The 13,434-nt window shown below is 63.3% G+C and carries 13 protein-coding genes; 7 read left to right on the forward strand and 6 right to left on the reverse strand.

The features are described 5' to 3' along the window. Positions 1 to 9 precede the first annotated feature (9 nt). Positions 10 to 252 carry an accessory factor UbiK family protein gene (locus F1002_RS08170; RefSeq protein ID WP_150428515.1) on the reverse strand — a complete coding sequence of 81 codons (243 nt, stop codon included), beginning with the start codon at positions 250 to 252 and terminating at the stop codon, positions 10 to 12. Between the two features lie 241 nt (positions 253 to 493). On the opposite strand from F1002_RS08170, the gene F1002_RS08175 reads away from it, so the two are divergent. The 3 genes from F1002_RS08175 (at position 494) to F1002_RS08185 (ending at position 3,286) form a co-directional block, all read left to right on the forward strand. Then, positions 494 to 1,354 carry a TorF family putative porin gene (locus tag F1002_RS08175; protein WP_150428516.1) on the forward strand — a complete coding sequence of 287 codons (861 nt, stop codon included), beginning with the start codon at positions 494 to 496 and terminating at the stop codon, positions 1,352 to 1,354. A gap of 82 nt (positions 1,355 to 1,436) precedes the next feature. Then, entirely contained in the window at positions 1,437 to 1,775 is a 339-nt protein-coding gene (gene glnK, locus F1002_RS08180) for a P-II family nitrogen regulator (protein ID WP_027456934.1), read from the forward strand. An 11-nt stretch (positions 1,776 to 1,786) separates the two neighbouring features. Next, complete coding sequence (locus F1002_RS08185) at positions 1,787 to 3,286, forward strand: ammonium transporter (protein ID WP_150428517.1); 1,500 nt, start codon at positions 1,787 to 1,789, stop codon at positions 3,284 to 3,286. Between the two features lie 51 nt (positions 3,287 to 3,337). Here the strand turns inward: F1002_RS08185 and F1002_RS08190 are convergent, their stop codons facing one another. The 3 genes from F1002_RS08190 to thrH all read right to left on the reverse strand — a co-directional run bounded on the left by F1002_RS08190 (position 3,338) and on the right by thrH (position 6,189). Continuing rightward, a complete protein-coding gene (locus F1002_RS08190; RefSeq protein ID WP_150428518.1) occupies positions 3,338 to 4,615 on the reverse strand; it encodes a GGDEF domain-containing protein in 1,278 nt (425 codons plus the stop codon). Between the two features lie 25 nt (positions 4,616 to 4,640). Further along, the gene (gene purU / locus F1002_RS08195; protein WP_150428519.1) at positions 4,641 to 5,504 is read right to left on the reverse strand and encodes a formyltetrahydrofolate deformylase; all 864 of its coding nucleotides are present in this window, start codon (positions 5,502 to 5,504) and stop codon (positions 4,641 to 4,643) included. 73 nt (positions 5,505 to 5,577) lie between these two features. Next, positions 5,578 to 6,189 carry a bifunctional phosphoserine phosphatase/homoserine phosphotransferase ThrH gene (thrH, locus tag F1002_RS08200; RefSeq protein WP_150428520.1) on the reverse strand — a complete coding sequence of 204 codons (612 nt, stop codon included), beginning with the start codon at positions 6,187 to 6,189 and terminating at the stop codon, positions 5,578 to 5,580. Between the two features lie 280 nt (positions 6,190 to 6,469). Between thrH and F1002_RS08205 the strand changes: the two genes are divergently transcribed. Further along, positions 6,470 to 7,246, forward strand: a complete 777-nt coding sequence (locus F1002_RS08205) for a Crp/Fnr family transcriptional regulator (RefSeq protein WP_150428521.1) — start codon at positions 6,470 to 6,472, stop codon at positions 7,244 to 7,246. 19 nt (positions 7,247 to 7,265) lie between these two features. Here the strand turns inward: F1002_RS08205 and F1002_RS08210 are convergent, their stop codons facing one another. Next, the gene (locus tag F1002_RS08210; protein WP_150428522.1) at positions 7,266 to 9,185 is read right to left on the reverse strand and encodes an ATP-binding cassette domain-containing protein; all 1,920 of its coding nucleotides are present in this window, start codon (positions 9,183 to 9,185) and stop codon (positions 7,266 to 7,268) included. A 187-nt stretch (positions 9,186 to 9,372) separates the two neighbouring features. Between F1002_RS08210 and F1002_RS08215 the strand changes: the two genes are divergently transcribed. Genes F1002_RS08215 through F1002_RS08225 form a run of 3 tightly spaced genes read left to right on the forward strand, consistent with a single transcriptional unit; the run spans position 9,373 to position 12,372 of the window. Further along, positions 9,373 to 10,578, forward strand: coding sequence for an HD-GYP domain-containing protein (locus F1002_RS08215; protein WP_150428523.1), 1,206 nt, complete (start codon positions 9,373 to 9,375; stop codon positions 10,576 to 10,578). After that, on the forward strand, positions 10,542 to 11,144 hold the full coding sequence (locus tag F1002_RS08220) for a hypothetical protein (protein WP_150428524.1): 603 nt from the start codon (positions 10,542 to 10,544) through the stop codon (positions 11,142 to 11,144). The genes F1002_RS08215 and F1002_RS08220 overlap by 37 nt, the downstream gene beginning before the upstream one ends. A gap of 13 nt (positions 11,145 to 11,157) precedes the next feature. After that, positions 11,158 to 12,372: an HD-GYP domain-containing protein gene (locus F1002_RS08225; protein WP_150428525.1), complete on the forward strand. Its 1,215-nt coding sequence runs from the start codon at positions 11,158 to 11,160 to the stop codon at positions 12,370 to 12,372. Here the strand turns inward: F1002_RS08225 and mutY are convergent. Then, positions 12,344 to 13,381, reverse strand: coding sequence for an A/G-specific adenine glycosylase (gene mutY, locus F1002_RS08230; RefSeq protein ID WP_150428526.1), 1,038 nt, complete (start codon positions 13,379 to 13,381; stop codon positions 12,344 to 12,346). The genes F1002_RS08225 and mutY overlap by 29 nt on opposite strands. Between the last annotated feature and the right edge of the window lie 53 nt (positions 13,382 to 13,434).

The raw sequence follows: 13,434 nt of genomic DNA on the forward strand, positions 1-13,434 counted from the left end.
CGGCTTGCTTTACTGGCCGGAGCGGGCTTTTTCCAGCGCGTCGACGCGCGCTTCGAGCGCCTGCAGTTTCTCGCGGGTGCGGGCCAGAACCTGGGCCTGGATGTCGAATTCCTCGCGGGTGACCAGATCGAGCTTGGCAAAGAAGCCGCTCATCATGGCCTTGGCATTCTTTTCAATGTCCCGGGCGGGGGTGTTGGCCAGCAGGGCGCTCATTTTGGCGCCGAAATTTTCAAGAGTCTTGGGGTCGAGCATGGGTGTCCTCCGTGGCCAAGCAGTTTATCACAGGGGGATGACGTCCCTTTTTCGATCGTCGCTCGGGCTTGGTGCGTAACACACTGTAACTGCACGGTTTTGGTGCGCCATTTTGGTGCCTTACCTGGGTTATGGGGCTGAACCTTTTGATTTCTATCAAAAATATTGCCTGGCACGCGTCCTGCTATTGCTGTCTCGAACAATTCCATCTTTGCATTAACCAATCCGTAGGAGAGAAACCATGAAGCAGTCCCTGATCGCCCTGGCCCTCGTCGGCGCCTTCACCGCTCCAGTCTTTGCCGAGGAAGCCGCTGCTCCGGCTGCCGAAACGCCGGCGCTGACAGGCAACATGACCATCGCTTCCAGCTACCGCTTCCGCGGCATCGACCAGACCTTCGGCAAGCCGGCCATCCAGGGTGGCATCGATTACTCGCATGCGGCGACCGGCCTGTACATCGGTAACTGGAACTCGACCATTTCGTCGGGTGCCGGCTATCCGGAAGGCAACGTCGAAATGGACTTCTACGGCGGCTGGAAGACGACCTTCGCCGAAGATTTCGGTGTCGACGTCGGCGCCCTTTACTACCGTTACCCGGGTTCCCGCGCCCGTCCGCTGTCCGGCACCAATGCCAAGCATCCGTCGGCCAACGCCAGCGGCACCGTCGACAACCTCGAGCTGTACGTTGCCGGTAGCTGGAAATTCCTGACCCTGAAGTACTCCTATGCGGTCAGCGATTACTTCGACCTGCCGGAATCCAAGGGCACCAGCTATCTCGAATTCAACGGCAACTACGATCTGGGTAGCGGCTGGGGGGTCAACGGTCACGTCGGCCACCTGTTCGCCAAGGACTACAAGTACGCCTCCGCCAGCCTGACCGGCTCCGACAGCATCAGCTACACCGACTGGAAGTTCGGCGTGACCAAGGATCTGAGCGGCTGGGTGGTCGGTCTTTCCTATGTCGGCACCAACGCCAAGGGCAGCTGCAACAAGGGGGAATTCTATTGCTTCACCAACTCCCTGAATGAGTCGGGCAACACCGGTTCGAAGGCCAAGGATGCAGGCCGCGGTATTGCCGTTCTGTCCGTGACCAAGACTTTCTAAGCAGTCCTAAAACCCCCCGCCAGTGCACCGGCCGGCGCCGGCGGGGGAAAACAGATTTCAACCTAACTGGGGAACTTTCATCATGAAATTCGTTACCGCCATCATCAAGCCGTTCAAGCTTGACGAAGTGCGTGAAGCACTGTCCGCCATCGGCGTGCAGGGCATCACGGTCACTGAAGTGAAGGGTTTCGGCCGGCAAAAAGGGCATACCGAGCTGTATCGGGGCGCCGAATATGTCGTCGATTTCCTGCCCAAGGTGAAGATCGAAGCCGCCGTCAAGGACGAGCAGCTCGATCAGGTCATCGAGGCCATCGAGAAGTCGGCCTCCACCGGCAAGATCGGCGACGGCAAGATTTTCGTCTTCGACGTTGAACAGGTCATTCGTATCCGTACCGGCGAAACCGGTACCGACGCCCTCTAAGGAGCCCCACCATGAAACGCGTATTCGCATTGCTGGCCCTGGTCGGCGCCGTTGCATTCGGCGCACCGGCATGGGCTGAGGAAAAAGCAGCGGCACCGGTTGCCGCAGCCGCAGAAGCCGCTCCGGCCGGTATGGCGGGCATGGCTGCTGCCGCGCCGGCTGCTGCCGAAGCCGCCGCCCCTGCTCCCGCTGCCGCCCCGGTTCCGCCGAACAAGGGCGACAACGCCTGGGTCATGATCAGCGCCGCGCTGGTCATCCTGATGTCGATCCCCGGCCTGGCACTGTTCTACGGCGGCCTGGTCCGTACCAAGAACATGCTGTCGGTGCTGATGCAGGTTTTCGTCACCTTCTCGCTGATCTCGGTTCTCTGGGTGGTCTATGGCTACTCGGCCGCCTTCACCGAGGGCAACGAATTCTTCGGCGTGCTCGACAAGATGTTCCTGAAGGGCGTGACCGTCGATTCCGTGGCCGCGACCTTCTCCAAGGGCGTCAATATCTCCGAACTGGCCTACGTCGTCTTCCAGGGTGCCTTCGCCGCCATCACCTGCGGCCTGATCGTCGGTGCCTTCGCCGAACGTGCCAAGTTCGCCGCCATCCTGGTCTTCATGGTGATCTGGTTCACCCTGTCCTACATCCCGATGGCCCACATGGTCTGGTACTGGGCGGGTCCGGACGCCTATGTCGATGCCGCTGCCGGTGAATTGGCAGGCAAGACCGCCGGCTTCCTGTTCCAGAAGGGTGCCCTCGACTTCGCGGGCGGTACCGTGGTGCACATCAACGCTGCGATCGCCGGTCTGGTCGGTGCCTACATGGTCGGCAAGCGTACCGGCCTGGGCAATGTTGCCATGGCGCCGCACTCGCTGACCTTCACCATGATCGGTGCCTCGCTGCTGTGGTTCGGCTGGTTCGGCTTCAACGCCGGCTCCGCCCTCGAAGCCTCCGGTGCTGCCGCGCTGGCCATGGTCAACACCTGGGTCGCCACCTCCGCCGCCGCTCTATCCTGGATGTTTGCCGAATGGATCCTCAAGGGCAAGCCCTCCATGCTGGGTGCCGCTTCCGGTGCAGTCGCCGGTCTGGTTGCCATCACGCCTGCTGCCGGTTTCGTCGGCATCATGGGGGCGATCGTCCTCGGCCTGCTGGCCGGTGTGGTCTGCCTGTGGGGCGTCAATGGCCTGAAGAAGCTGCTCGGTGCCGATGACTCGCTCGACGTGTTCGGCGTCCATGGCGTCGGCGGCATTCTCGGTGCCATCCTGACCGGTGTCTTCGCCGACCCGGCCCTCGGTGGTACCGGGGTGTACGACTACGTCGCCAACGCTGTCGCTCCCTACGACATGACTGCCCAGGTCATCAGCCAGCTGTGGGGCGTGGGTACGGTCGTCGTGTGGTCCGGCGTGGTCTCGATCGTCGCCTACAAGCTGGTCGATATCGTGATCGGTCTGCGTGTGCCGGAAGAAGAAGAGCGTGAAGGCCTGGACCTCACCTCGCACGGCGAAAGCGCCTACCACCACTAAGCAACGAAATTACCGTCTCTCTCCCTTTGGGCACCTTCGGGTGCCCATTTTTTATGTGGTGGCAGGCGACGGGCAGACGCGATTGCGGCCGTTTGCCTTGGCTGTGTACAGCTCGGCATCGGCACGCCGGGTGACGATGTCGAGATTGTCGTCGCCCGGCTGGCAGGCGCATACGCCGGCGCTGATCGACAGGGTGCGTGTGCCGTCGGCGCCCTGGACCTTGATCTGAGCGACCGTCGTGCGGATGCGTTCCGCGACGAGAATGGCTCCGGCCAGGTCAGTTCCCGGCAGCAGCAGGCGGAATTCGTCGCCGCCGGCCCGCGCGAAAATGTCCTGTTCGCGCAGGTTGACCTGCACCGCTTCGACAAACGAACGCAGGGCTTCATCGCCGGCGGCATGGCCGAGCAGGTCATTGATCTGCTTGAAATCGTCGAGGTCGATGACCACCAGCGACAGATCGCCGCCCTGGCGGCAGAAACGCCGGTATTCCTGTCCGGCCAGCTCGTAGAAGGTGCGCAGGTTGTGGATGCCGGTCAGGAAGTCGGTCGACGCGGCAATCTTCAGTCGCTTCTCCAGCAGCTTGCGGTCGCTGATATCGAGCATCGTTCCGGAAATGCCGTCCGCTTCGCCGTTTGCCGCGTAGAAAACCGACTTGTAGAAAATCACGTCGTGATAGCTGCCGTCGGCAAAGCGCACCTGGGCTTCGTAGGTTTGCTTGCCTCCCGCGGACATCAGATCCTGGTCGGCCTTTTCGTAGATTTGGGCCAGTTCGGCCGGGGCTACGTCGAAAACCGTCGCGCCGACGATGGCCTCGCGGGGAAGCCCGATATAGTCCTCGAATGCCTTGTTGCAGGCGATGTAGCGCCCATGGCGATCCTTGATGAACAGGGGGCTGGGCAGCATGTCGACGGCCGTCTGCATGCGCAGGTAAAGCGCGGCTTCGCTGGCTTCGCGCCCGGCTTCGGAGCGCGGGTTCTGGCGCCGCTCGAGACGGGCGACAATCAGTTCCAGACGTTCGATATCGTCGATGGCGCAGCAGTCGGCGGCATCGTCGGCCATGATCTTGCGCGCCAGGTCCATGTCGAACGGATCGAGCAGGATGATGTGCGGAAAAGCCCTGGGGCAGAGCGGATGCAGGCGGGTTCGCCAATCGGCATAAGCGGCTTCGCCGTCGACGGCGACCATGACGGCCAGCACGCCAGCCGGAGTATGGCACTCGCCGGCAAGAAGCGGATTGACGGGCTCTATGCCGGACAGCGGAGGAATCCGGCCGCTACGCTCCTGGCGCAGGTCGACGAACAGCAAACGGGGAGGTACGAGGGTAATCATGTCGAACCTCTCCGCCCTGGCACTTCTAGCGGAAGACCACCGTCTTGTTGCCGTGCACCAGGACACGGTCTTCAAGGTGGTAGCGCAGCCCCCGCGCCAGTACGGTCTTCTCGATATCCTTGCCGTAACGAACCATGTCTTCCGGCGAATCGGAGTGATCGATACGGATCACGTCCTGTTCGATGATCGGGCCGGCATCGAGTTCGCTCGTCACGTAGTGGCAGGTGGCGCCGATCAGCTTGACGCCGCGCGTGTAGGCCTGGTGGTAGGGCTTGGCACCGGCGAAGCTGGGCAGGAAGCTGTGGTGGATGTTGATGATGCGGCCGGCCAGCGCGTCGCACAGCTCGGGCGACAGGATCTGCATGTAGCGGGCCAGCACCATGGTGTCGGCGCGCACGTCGTCGAAGATGCGGGCGATTTCCGCGTAGGCGGCCTGTTTGTTGTCCGGTGTGACCGGTACGTGGATGAACGGGATGCCATGCCACTCGACGAAGCCGCGGAAGGTATCGTGGTTGGAGATGACGCAGGGAATCTCGATGTCCAGTTCCTTGGCCTGCCAGCGGGCCAGCAGGTCGTACAGACAGTGCTCCTGCCGGGAGACCAGCACGACGACCCGTTTCTTGATCGCGCTGTCGTTGATCGTCCAGGTCATCGACAGCGGCTCGGCGACTTCGCTGCGGAAACGCTCGCGGAATTCGGCGAGCAGGAAGGGCAGCGAATCGGCCTTGATCTCGATACGCATGAAATAGCGACCGGTCAGCGCATCGGCGTGGAAGCTCGACTCGAGTATCCAGCCGCCATTCTGGGCAATGAAGCCGGAAACGCGGGCGATGATGCCCACCTGGTCGGGGCAGGAAGCGGTCAGGGTGTAGAAACGGTCGCGATGCATGGTTTTTTGGCTATTGGGATCGAGCTGTCAGGAGTTAGAGCTGGTTTTTTCTAGGCAACCCGACCCCGGGTAATTAGGCAACTTTCGCAAACGCTTTGTCGATTTCCGTGCGCAGGTCGTCGTAATTGAACACGACCGGGAACTGCGGGAATTCGCGGATGACGTTTTCCGGCGGGTGGAAGAGGATGCCGCCGTGGGCTTCGCCGAGCATGGCCGTGTCGTTGTACGAATCGCCGGCGGCGACGATGGTGAACTTCAGTTCCTTGAAGCGCTTGACCGCTTCGCGCTTCTGGTCCGGCATGCGCAGGTGGTAATTGACCAGCATGCCGGCGGCGTCGGCTTCCAGCGAATGGCAGAACAGCGTCGGCCAGCCCAGCTGTCGCATCAGCGGGTGGGCGAATTCGTAAAAGGTGTCGGACAGGATGACGACCTGGTAATCCTCGCGCAGCTTGTCGAGGAAGGCGCGGGCACCCTGCATCGGACCCATTTCGCCGATCACCTTCTGGATGTCCGGCAGGCCGAGCTTGTGCTCGCGCAGGATGTTCAACCGATAGGTCATCAGCTTGTCGTAGTCCGGCTCATCGCGGGTGGTGCGCATCAGTTCGGGAATACCCGTGCGCTTGGAGAATTCGATCCAGATTTCAGGGACGAGGACCCCTTCGAGGTCAAGACAGACGATTTGCACGGTTGGCTCCAGGCGACAGATACGGAAAAACGGAAATTTTACCCGAATGTGCAGGGTTTTTCGCCGAAAAAGCGGAATGCTGCGATTGCCGCTGGTCTGCCGATGCGACCGGGAGGAGGCCGTCTGCCAGCGTGGATGCCATCAATTTGGCATAGATTTGAGTAGTTCTTTGGGAGTATTTTGGTGTCATCGTTCGGATGATTTTGACATGGATCAAAAGCTGACGGCGGGCATCTGACCAAATAGCCCCTTGTTGACTGGCGCGGTAAAGGAGCTATCTGTGCTGATTACCCAAGCGATCGACTTGAAGTCTTTCCTGGCTGGCATCGAGCCGTATGCAGGACTCGGTGCGGAAGATCTTGCGCGACTCGTTGATGCGGCTCGTGTCGTGCATCTTGAGCGTGGCATGCCGCTCTTCGAGCAGGGGCAACCCTGCGCGGGGGTTCATATTGTGCTTTCGGGGCAGATCAAGCTTGCCTTCTATTCTCCGCACGGCGCCGAAAAAATCATCGCCATCGCGACCAATCGGCAGGGCGTTGGCGAGGAATGTCTGTCCCTCGGGCAGGATTACCCGTTTCATGCCGATGCGTTGGTCGATTCGACACTGATCTTTCTGCCTCGGCTGGCCCTGATCGACTGCCTCGAGAACAGCCGGCATTTCGTGCAGCGACTGATGAAATGCATCGCCGAAAAATTCCACCACCTGCTCCTGGATGTCGAAGCCGCCTCGCTTCTCACCGGCAGCGAGCGTGTCGTCGAATACCTGATGCGCGATCTGGATGGCGTGGCCCAGGGCCCGGCCGTAGTCGAGCTGAACATGGCGAAATCGGTCATTGCCTCGCGCCTGAGCCTGACCCAGGAGCACTTTTCCCGCTTGTTGCGGCAGTTGAGCGACAGCGGAATGATCGCCGTCGAGGGACGGCAGATCCAGATTCCGGACGTTTGTCGCATGCGCCAGTACCTGGCTTCCGGCGAAGGGCACGCCGTCAACCGACTGGGCCGCTCGGCCGGCCGCGGCAGGGCGACCTCGGAACTGCTGGGGGCGGTTGCCTGCTGAAACGGCAGGCGGGCCGGCGTCAGTCGGGCTGGGGCAGTTGCTCCAGCGCCTCGTGCACTTCCAGCCAGCGCAGTTCAGCTTCCTCGATCTGCTCGCCGAGCAGGCCGGCCTGCTTGTGCATTTCCTCGCTCTTCGCCCGGTCGACTGAGGTGTAGAAGTCGGGATCGGCGAATTGCGCGTCGAGCGCCGCCTTTTCCTCGTTCCACTTGGCCAGCTTGCGCTCCAGTTGCTCGATTTCCTTGAGCAGCGGTCGGCGCTGGGCAAGCACCGCCTGCCGGTTGGCCTTGGCTTCGGCGCGCTGGTTGAGACGTTCCGCCTTCTCGGCGGCGACATCGGGTTCCGGCGCCTTTTCGGCGCTGCGCTGGGCGGCCAGCCAGGCGGCGTAGTCGTCGAGGTCGCCATCGAATTCAGTGACCTTGCCATCGGCGACGAGCAGCAGCTCATCGGCGCAGGTGCGCAGCAGGTGGCGGTCGTGCGACACGAAGACCATGCCGCCCTCGAAATCCTGCATGGCGAAGGTCAGTGCCTCGCGCATTTCGAGGTCGAGGTGGTTGGTCGGCTCGTCGAGCAGCAGCAGGTTGGGCTTGGTGCGAATGAGCAGGGCCAGCGCCAGCCGCGTCTTTTCGCCGCCGGAGAAGGGCTCGATGGCGCGCGTTGCCATATCGCCACGGAAATCGAAGCCGCCGAGGTAGTCGCGCAATTCCTGTTCCGGTGTCAGCGGTTCGAGGCGGTTCATGTGCTGCAGCGGGGATTCGTCCGGGCGCAGCTGTTCGAGCTGGTGCTGCGCGAAGTAACCGATGTTCAGTGCCTTGGCTTCCTTGCGCTCGCCGCCTTGCTGCGAATTTTGCAAATACGCGGCACCGGCCAGCAGCTTGATCAGCGTCGACTTGCCGGCGCCATTGCGGCCGAGCAAGCCAATACGGCAGCCGGGGCGCAGCACCATGCCGATGCGGTCGAGAATTTTCCGTTCGCCATAGCCGGCCGAGGCGTTTTCGACAACCAGCAGCGGGTCGGGCAGGGCGGCAGGTTGGCGGAAGCTGAAATGGAAGGGGGAGTCGACGTGGGCGGCGGCGACGATTTCCATGCGCTCCAGCATCTTGACCCGGCTTTGTGCCTGGCGCGCCTTGGTGGCCTTGGCCTTGAAGCGCTCGACAAAGCGCGTCAGGTGGGCGATTTCGCGCTGTTGCGCCTCGTAGCTCGCCTGCTGGGTGGCCAGGCGGGCGGCGCGGGCGCGCTCATAGTCGGAATAGCCGCCGGTGGTCAGGTTCAGGCGCTGCAGGTCAATGGCGATGATCTGGCCGACCACGGCGTCGAGGAAGTCGCGGTCGTGCGAGATAAGCAGCAGGGTGGCCGGCGTGTTCTTCAGCCAGCTCTCCAGCCAGAACACGGCGTCGAGGTCGAGGTGGTTGGTCGGCTCGTCGAGCAGCAGCAGGTCGGCGCGGCAGGACAGGGCGCGCGCCAGGTTGAGGCGGACCCGCCAGCCGCCGGAGAAGTCGGCCACCGGACGCTGGAAATCGGTATCGGAAAAGCCCAGGCCGTGCAGCACCTCGGCGACGCGGGCCTTGGCCGAATAGCCGCCGATCTCGCCGTAGCGGGCATGCAGGTGGCCGATGGCCTCGCCGTCGCCCTTGGCTTCCGCTTCGACCAGCTCGCGTTCGATGTGGCGCAGCTCGGTATCGCCGTCGAGCACGAAGTCGATGGCGGCATCCGGCAGGGCCGGGGTTTCCTGGGCGACGCGGGCGATGTGCCAGCTGGCCGGGATATCGACATCGCCGGCTTCGGCGTGCAGTTCGTTGGCGAGCAGCGCGAACAGGCTGGACTTGCCGCAGCCGTTGGCGCCGACGACGCCGACTTTCCAGCCGGGGTGGATCTGGACGGAGGCGTCGACAACCAGCGGGCGGCCGGCGCGGGCGAAGGTGACTTGGCGTAGGGCGATCATGAGGGGGGCGATTATAAGCCGTGGGAGCCGGAGGCTGCTGCGGGTGCCTTCGGGACGGCTGGAAAGCATCTGCCAGACGCTGATTCGAAAACCGGAAAACTCACGAAAATTCCATAGCTTGCAAGCGGTTCTTCGATTTTTACTGCGTTTGCGCAATGCATTACGCCAGCCTGCTAGAATCTCCTGCATGATCAAGCAGATTCGCACCGAACAGCTCTTGCCGGGCATGTACATCCACGACCTGAATTGTGGCTGGCTCGATCATCCCTTCATGTCCAACACATTCTTCGTGCGGGACCAGGCGACCTGCGACAAGATCGTCAATCTCGGCATTCGCGAGCTGTACATCGACACCGTCAAGGGCGCCGATGTGTTCACCGCCCGGACGCAGACCGAGGTCAATGCCGAACTCGAGCGGCGGCTGCAGGAGATTGCCCAGAAACAGGCCGACAAGCCGGTCGTCGTCGAACTCCGGGACGAAGCGGCGCGCGCCCGCCGCCTGCACGGCGAGGCCAACAAACTGGCCCGCCTGGTGCTGGACGACGTGCGTCTCGGGCAGCCGATCCGCATGGAGCGGGTCGAGCCCCTGGTCGACAGCATGGTGGAATCGCTCTTCCGCCATCAGGACGCCCTGCTGCCGCTGGCTCGTCTGAAAAACCTCGATGACTACAATTTCGAGCATTCGGTCGGCGTCGCTGCGTTGCTCATCGCTTTCGGCCGGGCCATGAAACAGCCCAAGGAGGTCATTCAGGAGCTGGCGCTCGGCGGCCTGCTGCACGACATCGGCAAAGCCAATGTGCCGGAATCCATCCTCAACAAGCCGTCCAAGCTGACCGACGACGAGTTCGCCAAAATGAAATCGCACGTCAATGAAAGCCTGCGCCTGATCGACGGCGTGCCGGGCGTCGGCAAGATTGCCCGCCAGGTCATTGCCGAGCATCACGAGCGCATCGATGGCAGCGGCTACCCGAACCGGCTGCAGGGCAGGGATATTTCGCTGTATGGCCAGATGGCGGCCATCGCCGATGTTTACGACGCGATGACCTCCGACAAGGTCTACAACCGCGGCATGCCGCCGACCCAGGCGCTGAAGAAGCTGCTCGAGTGGAGCAAGCACCACTTCGATCCGCAACTGGTGCAAACCTTCATCCGCGCCATCGGCATCTATCCAACCGGCGCGCTGGTCAGGCTGGAAAGCAACCGCCTGGGGGTCGTCATCGAGCAAAACGAAGGGAAGCTGCTCGAGCCGGTGGTTCGCGTCTTCTATCACGCCGGGAAGCAGCACTACCTGCCCCCGGAAATTGTCGATCTGGGCAAGGTGCAGGACCGGATCGCCAGTTGCGAGAGTTTCGAAAAATGGAAAATCGATCCCCATCAGTGGTTGCCGGCCTGATCGCCGCGCTCTTCCTGCCGTGGGCGGCGCTGGCAGATACCGGCGGCGATGCCGCCCGGCAGGCCGACTGGGATGCCCGTCTGGACAAGGCATCGGCCCTGATTGCCGAAAGCAGGGCCAAGGCCGATGCGGCGCAGCAGTTGATGGACGAGCGCACGGCAGCCTGCAGCAAGAAATTTTTGGTCAACGCCTGCCGCGACGAGGCGCGCAAGGAATACCAGAAGTCGACGCACGAAGCGCACCGCCTGGAAAGCGAAGGCAAGGCCATCGAGCGCGCGGTGAAAAAAGAGCAGATCGCCGAGCGCGACCGGCAGCGTGCCGAGGAGGCACCGCAGCGTGCCGCCGACCTGCAGGCACGCGAGGACGAAACCGAGGCTGCCCGCCAGGCGACCGCCGCGAAGATCGAGGCGACCCAGGCCGACAAGGCCCGCAAGGCCGCGGAGGGCGAGCAGCGCAAGGCCGCCGAGGCCGAGAAACTTCGCCAGAAGCGCGAGGCGCACGAACGCAAAGTCGCCGAAAAGATGCGCCAGGCCGAGCAGCGCGAGCAGGAGAGGGCTAAAAAGTAGCCCGCCCCCGGCCATGATCCGCAAGATTCCCATCGACCAGCTGCTCCCCGGCATGTATGTCGTGGATCTGCACAAGCGCTGGCTCGATCATTCGATCTGGATCAGGCGCTTCAAGGTGCGCGACGACGATCACATCTGGAAGCTCAAGGACGAAGGGATCGTCGAGGTCAGTATCGATACCGCCAAGGGCATCGACCTGCCGCCGTCGCCGATTGCCCGCATCAACGCCGTCGAAAAACGCATCCGCTCGCTGGCCGAGATCAAGGCCGAAATACCGCATACCGTCTCGCTGGGCGAGGAACGCCGGCGGGCGACCAAGCTGCTGCGCGAGGCGAGCAACACGGTGAGCGGCCTGATGCTGTCCGCCAAGGCCGGCCTCAGCGTCGATGCCGCGCAACTCGAGCCGGTCGTGTCGAAAATGCTTGAATCGGTGACGCGCAATCCCGATGCCCTGGCGCCCCTGTCCCGCTTGAAGAGCGAAGACGCCTATGCCTCCGAGCATGCCGTCGCCACCGCCGCCCTGATCATCGCGTTCGGCCGTCAGCAGGGCCTGCCCGAACCGGAGATCGAAAAGCTCGCCCTCGGCACCATGGTCAAGGATGTTGGCCACGCCGCCATCGATGCCCGGCTGATCACCAAGCCCGGCGTACTGTCGCAGGCCGAGTTCTCCATCGTCCAGGGGCATGTCGAAGAAGGCCTCGCCGTGCTGGAAGCCACCTCGCGCCTCCCGGAAACCTCGGTTGCCGTGGTGCTCGAACATCACGAGCGCTACAACGGCTGCGGCTACCCCTACCGCATGGCCGGCGACGAAATCTCGCTCGCCGGGCGCATGGCCGCCATCGTCGATACCTACGACGCGATGACCTCGGCCCGGCCCTACCGCGCCGCGATGTCGCCGTCGCTTGCGCTGCGCCAGCTCTACGAAGAGGGCGGCAAGCAATACGACCCTACGCTGGTCGCCGCCTTCGTCAAGACCGTGGGCATCTTCCCCGTCGGTACGCTGGTTCTGCTCGAAAGCGGCCATCTCGCCGTCGTCGAGCAACTGAACCCGGACAACATGCTGACGCCCGTCGTGCTGGTCATCTACCACACCGGCCGCCAGCAATACCTCACGACGCCGGCCCAGGTCGACCTCTCGCGCAAGGTCGGTAACCACTACGGCCAGATCGTTCGCGCCGAAAGCTACGAGCGCTGGGGCATCAGCGCCTTGCGCTGGCAACCTGCCTGATGAGCTGACGGATCGGCGCCGGTACCCCGGCATCGGCGGCCCGGGCGAGATCCACCCACTCCAGTCCCGGCTCGCCCAGGCCGGCAGTGCCGGCAACAGTGCACAACACCGGCTCCAGCGTCAGGCGAAAGTGCGTGAAGGTGTGCTTGAAGGGCGGCAGGGCCTGCTGTTCTCCGAGTGTCAGGCCGAAGCGGGCCGCCACGCCGGCCGGGTCGCCCTCCGGCGGCACCAGCAGACCGCCCCACAGGCCGCTCGGCGGGCGGCGTTCGAGCAGCAGCCGGTCGCCGTCGGTCAGCAGCACGAAGGTGGCGCTCCGTTCCGGAATCGCTGCCCGCGGCTTGCTCGCCGGCAGTTCGCCCTGCCGGCCTTCGCGCCGGGCCACGCAATCCGCCGCCACGGGGCATTCTCCGCAGCGTGGCCGGCTGCGGGTGCACAGGGTCGCGCCGAGATCCATCAAGCCCTGCGTGTAGCGCTCGATGTCGCCCGCCGGCAGCAGGCTTTCCGCCAGCGCCCACAACTGCCGGTGGATCGCCGCCTGACCCGGAAATCCCGCGATGCCGAATTGACGGCACAACACCCGCTTGACGTTGCCGTCGAGAATCGCCGCCCGCTGCCCGAAGGCAAAAGCCGCAACGGCAGCTGCTGTCGACCGGCCGATGCCCGGCAGTTCCGCCAGTTCGTCGGCGTTGGCCGGAAACTTGCCGCCGAAGCGCGTCGCAACCTGCTGCGCGCACCGATGCAGGTTGCGTGCGCGAGCGTAATAACCGAGGCCCGCCCAATGCTCGATCACTACTTCGATCGGAGCCGCCGCCAGCGCCTCGACGGTCGGAAAACGTTCCAGAAAACGCAGGTAATAGGGGATGACCGTACTGACCTGCGTCTGCTGCAGCATGATCTCGGAAAGCCAGATCCGGTAAGCATCGCGGGTATTTTGCCAGGGCAGGTCGTGGCGTCCGGACACCTTCTGCCAGGCGATCAACTGTTCGGTAAAGCGATGGGTGGCGGTCAAATTCTGCCTCGACTCAGGCTACGGGAGCACGGATAATACGGCCTTTTTCCCCC

Origin of the sequence: Dechloromonas sp. CZR5, from assembly GCF_008711155.1 — a bacterium.
Taxonomy (GTDB): domain Bacteria; phylum Pseudomonadota; class Gammaproteobacteria; order Burkholderiales; family Rhodocyclaceae; genus Azonexus.

Coding starts and splice junctions, on each gene's coding strand:
- F1002_RS08175 (WP_150428516.1), top strand. CDS start 494: ATGAAGCAGTCCCTGATCGCCCTGGCCCTCGTCGGCGCCTTCACCGCT.
- F1002_RS08170 (WP_150428515.1), bottom strand. CDS start 252: ATGCTCGACCCCAAGACTCTTGAAAATTTCGGCGCCAAAATGAGCGCC.
- F1002_RS08225 (WP_150428525.1), top strand. CDS start 11,158: ATGATCCGCAAGATTCCCATCGACCAGCTGCTCCCCGGCATGTATGTC.
- purU (WP_150428519.1), bottom strand. CDS start 5,504: ATGCATCGCGACCGTTTCTACACCCTGACCGCTTCCTGCCCCGACCAG.
- F1002_RS08190 (WP_150428518.1), bottom strand. CDS start 4,615: ATGATTACCCTCGTACCTCCCCGTTTGCTGTTCGTCGACCTGCGCCAG.
- F1002_RS08185 (WP_150428517.1), top strand. CDS start 1,787: ATGAAACGCGTATTCGCATTGCTGGCCCTGGTCGGCGCCGTTGCATTC.
- glnK (WP_027456934.1), top strand. CDS start 1,437: ATGAAATTCGTTACCGCCATCATCAAGCCGTTCAAGCTTGACGAAGTG.
- F1002_RS08210 (WP_150428522.1), bottom strand. CDS start 9,185: ATGATCGCCCTACGCCAAGTCACCTTCGCCCGCGCCGGCCGCCCGCTG.
- F1002_RS08215 (WP_150428523.1), top strand. CDS start 9,373: ATGATCAAGCAGATTCGCACCGAACAGCTCTTGCCGGGCATGTACATC.
- F1002_RS08220 (WP_150428524.1), top strand. CDS start 10,542: ATGGAAAATCGATCCCCATCAGTGGTTGCCGGCCTGATCGCCGCGCTC.